The sequence below is a fragment of the Okeania sp. genome, assembly GCF_983059655.1.
Genome location: NZ_CEZPJD010000485.1, coordinates 1,806 through 6,006, shown reverse-complemented (window position 1 = coordinate 6,006; position 4,201 = coordinate 1,806). Strand labels below are relative to the sequence as shown.

General features: G+C 39.2%; 4 protein-coding genes and 1 tRNA gene. 4 read left to right on the top strand and 1 reads right to left on the bottom strand.

The annotated features are described in order from the left end of the window. Positions 1-2: 2 nt before the first annotated feature. A tRNA-Ser gene (locus AC3DU7_RS22405) sits at positions 3-89 on the bottom strand. A 499-nt stretch (positions 90-588) separates the two neighbouring features. Here AC3DU7_RS22405 and AC3DU7_RS22400 point away from each other — a divergent pair. From AC3DU7_RS22400 to AC3DU7_RS22385, 4 genes are all read left to right on the top strand, one after another. Next, a complete protein-coding gene (locus AC3DU7_RS22400; protein ID WP_488041514.1) occupies positions 589-957 on the top strand; it encodes a 2Fe-2S iron-sulfur cluster-binding protein in 369 nt (122 codons plus the stop codon). Next, positions 947-1,468: a thermonuclease family protein gene (locus AC3DU7_RS22395; RefSeq protein WP_488041513.1), complete on the top strand. Its 522-nt coding sequence runs from the start codon at positions 947-949 to the stop codon at positions 1,466-1,468. The genes AC3DU7_RS22400 and AC3DU7_RS22395 overlap by 11 nt, the downstream gene beginning before the upstream one ends. 577 nt (positions 1,469-2,045) lie before the next feature. Beyond that, positions 2,046-2,876 carry an inositol monophosphatase family protein gene (locus tag AC3DU7_RS22390; protein WP_488041512.1) on the top strand — a complete coding sequence of 277 codons (831 nt, stop codon included), beginning with the start codon at positions 2,046-2,048 and terminating at the stop codon, positions 2,874-2,876. Between the two features lie 157 nt (positions 2,877-3,033). Continuing rightward, positions 3,034-3,951 (top strand): J domain-containing protein, encoded by a 918-nt coding sequence (locus AC3DU7_RS22385; RefSeq protein ID WP_488041511.1) that lies wholly within the window; start codon positions 3,034-3,036, stop codon positions 3,949-3,951. Positions 3,952-4,201: the final 250 nt, after the last annotated feature.

The following is a 4,201-nucleotide window of genomic DNA, read 5'->3' as shown; positions in this document are numbered from 1 at the left end:
AACGGAGAGGGGGGGATTCGAACCCCCGTATAAGTCACCCCATAACAGCATTTCCAGTGCTGCGCCTTAAACCACTCGGCCACCTCTCCAAAAAGCAAAACTATTAAATTTTATGTTTGCTCACAATTCCACAATTGTAGCAGAATTATTCTAAATTTTGCAAGTCTTTCTGGCAAAAAAATTTTATATTGGATATTGGGCCTGGATGACGAAGTCAGAAGTCATAAGTCATAAGTCATAAGTTAACGTGATGTGCGACTTTCTACGAAATAATCAGGGTTTCTGGATCTTTTGAAAAGGCGGGGTTTTAGACTCAACTATTTTGATAATATAAGCTTAAGAATAAATCATGTTTGAGTTTGTTAATTCAGGACTTAAGCATGAGGTACAAAAAAACTAGGATTTGAGATTGCTTTCCATCCCGGAATGCTGCGCAAACCCTGGAGGTTTCCTCGCCATATCTAATTGACCAAGAGAAATCAAATTCAATATTTCAAGCCTCTGACTTTCCTGCGGAATGCTGCGCAAACAGACAGAGGTACTGATAACTGATAACTGATAACTGATAACTGATAACTGATAACTGAAATGGCCCGTAATCACCAAATCCGTATACACGATCGCCAAAAAGATACATATCATACAGTCCAGGTTCCTGAAGATCGCTACATCCTCCACAGTGCGGAAAACCAAGGAGTAGATTTACCATTTTCCTGTCGTAATGGTGCTTGTACTACTTGTGCAGTGAGAGTTATATCTGGCCAACTCTATCAACCAGAAGCAATGGGACTATCATTAGAACTTCAAAAACAGGGTTATGCTCTTCTGTGTGTCAGCTATGCTCGTTCTGACCTATTTGTAGAGACACAAGATGAAGATGAAGTATACGAACTCCAATTTGGCCGCTATTTTGGCAAAGGAAAGGTAAAAGCGGGATTGCCATTAGATGAAGACTAAAATCATTTATCTACTAATAGTCTGGATATTTTTCACTAGCTGCCAAAACTCAAACCCCCGGTCAGGCAAAACAATTAGAGTAGAAAGGGTTGTTAGTGGACAAACTATCGAGATAACTGACCGTTCTGCTGCTGTACCTATACTAGAACCAATTCGCTTGATTGGTATTCAGGCACCAGATACCAGACAAAAACCTTGGGGACAAGAAGCTAGAACCCAACTAGAACAGTTAACCTTGGGACAAGAAGTTTTATTAGAGTTTGATGTCCAGAAAAAAGATAAATTCGATCGCCAACTGGCTTATATTTGGCTGAATGGGAAACTAATTAATGAATATATGGCAGAAGAAGGTTTGGCCTTGGCAGAGCCAGATTTTCCTAATAATAAGTATACAGAACGTCTTGCTAATGCCCAAGAAAAAGCTAGACTGATGGGGCGAGGTATCTGGAATCCAGAACGTCCAATGCGTCAAACTCCAGCACAATTTCGTCGTGAAAATCTTAAAAAATAGGTTTAACAATTAATAATTAATAATGACCTTTCCTTGAAAGCGGATAGGATTGACGCGGTAGGGAAAATTTTTTCTATCTTGGTCGATTGGATATGGCGAGGAGACCTCGCCATCCCTCGACCGCTTGTTTCTCCTTTAAAGGAAAGGCTTTTTACCTTAAATTTAATTATTCGGTAAGAGGTTATCTGAGAAGTCCCATTTGCTACATCCAAGCCCCCTAAATCCCCCAAAATTGGGGTACTTTTAGAAGCAAATTGACTCTTGTTCCCCCCAAAGTTGGGGTGCTCGGGGGGCAAAATTACCAAAATTGGGGTGCTCGGGGGGCAAAATTACCAAAATTGGGGTGCTCGGGGGGCAAAATTCGGTATCAAAAAACTTTTCAGATATCCTCGAAGTCAGTAGGGGTGATTTCCTACGGAATACTTCGTAAACGCATTTGCGTTTGCGTTTGTGAAGCATTCCGTAAGGAAAGCATTCCGTTAGGAAATTACCCGTACAGAAGTCAGAAGTTATTATTGTCATGGAGATTTTGAACAACTCTCCAATTCCTATTAATTATGTAAGTTAATTATTTTTTATGAGTGCAGAACAATTACAAGTTTTCTTAGATATTGCCACTGAAGCTGCTCTTGCTGGTGGTGCAGAGTTGATGTCTTATTGGGGCAATCTTCAAGATATTCAAGAAAAGGGCAGTCCAGGAAATTTGGTAACTGAAGCTGACAAAGCTGCTGAAAGGGCGATCGTCAAGGTTTTACAGCGACATCTACCAGACCATGGCATTCTAGCTGAAGAGTCGGGAGAGCTGGGAGATACAACAAGTAGATATCTATGGGCAATAGATCCTTTGGACGGTACTACTAATTTTGCCCACCAATATCCTTTTTCAGCATCCTCGGTAGGATTATTAATTGATGGGGTACCACAAGTGGGGGCGGTTTTTAATCCGATTTTGGATGAACTGTTTCGTGCTGCTAAAGGGTTGGGGGCAACTCGTAACCGCAAACCAATTAGTGTTTCTCAGACTACTACTTTAGAAAGAAGTTTGACGATAACGGGTTTTGCTTACGACCGACGGGAGACTACTGATAATAACTACAAGGAATTTTGTCAAATATGTTACCTCACTCAAGGGGTACGACGTTCTGGTTGTGCTTCTCTAGATTTGTCTTCTATTGCTTGTGGTCGTGCAGATGGTTACTGGGAAAGAGGTTTGTCGCCTTGGGATATTGCTGCAGGTATAGTAGTGTTGGAGGAAGCGGGAGGTAAAGTTACGGCTTATAATGGTAGTCCTTTTGATATGAGTTCGGGTAAAATTTTAGCTACTAATGGCAAAATTCACGATTTAATGAGCAAAGCTTTGATTGAAGCTCTCCCTCTGTCTAATTGGTCTAAGGAAAAGAGGGAGTAGGGAGTAGGCAACAGGCAATAGGCAATAGGGAAGAAAATTTCTGAAAAAAGACACAAAAAGTGATCTATAATGTCTAATTTCCAGAGATGTCTAATTTAGAGGTAATAAAGAATTAAGTTTAGATTCAATGCAATTTTGTTAAGGAAAAGTTGTTATTATGTCTTTTAAATTTGAACAAGGATTATTCCAATTTGATTTCACAGACCATCATGCAATTTTAGGGGTTTCTCTAGATGCAGAATTTAGCGAAATTCGTAAAAGGTATATGCGAGTGGCACGTCGTTTGCACCCCGATACTTCACCCTTTGGAAGTGAAACTGATAAAGAATTTGCTAATCAGTTGTTATCTAAGTTGGTGAGTCCAGCTTATAATAAATTTTCTAAGGAAGGCGATCGCACTGAACTTTTTGTAGTTCTCAAAAATCTCGGTAATACTGTTTCTCAGCAGCGCAGTCAAATTAAGCTTACTACTGATAGAGCAAAAAAAATTGCTAAGGCGGGGGATTATAAAAATTTATATAAGGAAGCTCTCCAGGAGTTAAGCGATCGCGAATATGAATCTCTTGAAAAAACTTTAGATATCATCGGAGAAATTAGTGAATTGAATTTAGCTTATTTACTACGCAAACAAACTGCTCCTGGAGTCGTTACACCTACACCTCCACCGAAACCTCCTAGTGATTCTGTCAAACCCACAACTATAAATCCCTCAACTAAAAATCCTTTGGTAGAGCAAGCTTGTAATAGAGCTAAAACATTAATATCTAATAAAAATTATGTGAAAGCAATTTCAGAATTAAAAGGAGCTTTGAAATTTGAGGAAAATGATAGTTTTTGTCATGCTTTATTAGGTTTTTGTTACTTTCAGCAAAAGCAACGCACAATGGCAATATATGAAGTTAAAAGATCTCTTTCATTAAATCCTCAAGAGCCAAAAGCATTGGAGGTTAAAAAATTATTAGAACAAGGTGCAACTGGCAAGAATAAACTAAGTAAACCAAAAGATCAAAAAGAAACTAAACCTGATAAAAGCGGTGGTTTATTTGGGGGAATTTTTGGTGGAAAGAAAAAGTAAGAAAGTAAGCATTTCCTCCGGAATGCGGAGCTAACAGCGGTCAGCTAGCCTTTTACAGAAGAACTGCGGACTTCAGCAAACCCTATTTATATTTTTCTCCCCTACTCCCCTACTCCCCCACTCCCCTACTCCCCTACTCTGAAGATGAGGTAAAAAATGGCAAAAACAGATAAAATTAATTATAGTTGTCCTAGTGGTTTTCCAGAGTTTCTCCCTGGTGAAAAACGATTAGAATCTTATTTAATGGATA